At 73.9% G+C, this 811-nt stretch carries 1 protein-coding gene; it reads right to left on the bottom strand.

Annotated elements, in window-relative coordinates; translation table 11 throughout:
* A partial coding sequence (locus tag QYM41_RS17595) for a helix-turn-helix domain-containing protein (RefSeq protein WP_368801065.1) occupies nt 1-790 on the bottom strand: 790 nt, incomplete at its 3' end.
* Between the last annotated feature and the right edge of the window lie 21 nt (nt 791-811).

The raw sequence follows: 811 nt of genomic DNA on the forward strand, positions 1-811 counted from the left end.
AGGGGCGGATCCGCTGGTGCCGGGACGCCAGGGAGAGCACGGTGCGCCGGAAGGCCTTGGCCCGGTAGTTGGCCCCGTTGTCGGTGACCACCCGGTGGACCCGGGTGATGCCGTGGGCGGTGAAGAAGGCCCGCGCCCGGCAGAGGAACCCGATCGTGGTGGTCGCCGTCTCGTCGGCGAGGGCCTCGGTGTAGGCCAGCCGGGAGAAACCGTCCACGGCCGAGTGCAGATACGTGTAGCCGACTCTGGCCCCTGGCCCGCGCTTGGCCGCCTTCGCGGCCGTGGACCCGCGGCCGTGGGCGCGCCAGCCGCCGCCCTCGGGGATGCGCCCGACCTTCTTCACATCGAGGTGGACCATGTGCCCGGGCCACGCCGCCCGGATCCGACCAGGGACCCTGCGGGAGTTCTCGCCCTCGGGGGTGAGGTCGCGCAGGCGGGAGATCCCCAACCGGTGCAGCCACCGGCCCACGGTGCGCAGGCTGATCTCGATGGCTCGCTCGGCCAGGTGGCGGTGGATGCGCCGCGCCGACCACTTGCGCTTCCGGCGGAGGGCCTCGATGAGCTCCACGACCGTCGCCGGGGTGCGGGTGCTGCTGTGCCGCGGGGTCGACGGGCGGTCGGCCAGCCCTGACTCGCCGGCCTGCAGGTAGCGGGTCACCCAGGTGGCCACCGTGGGGCGGGAGACGCGGAACTCCGCGGCCACGTGGGCCTTGGGGATGCCGTCGTGGAGGTGGCGCAAGACCATGCGCAGCCGGCCGGTCGGGGGCAGGGGTGCATTACGGGGGGTCATGAACGGGCTCTCTCGTGCGGG

The sequence above is a fragment of the Kocuria oxytropis genome (genome assembly GCF_040981195.1).
GTDB classification, from domain to species: domain Bacteria; phylum Actinomycetota; class Actinomycetes; order Actinomycetales; family Micrococcaceae; genus Kocuria; species Kocuria oxytropis.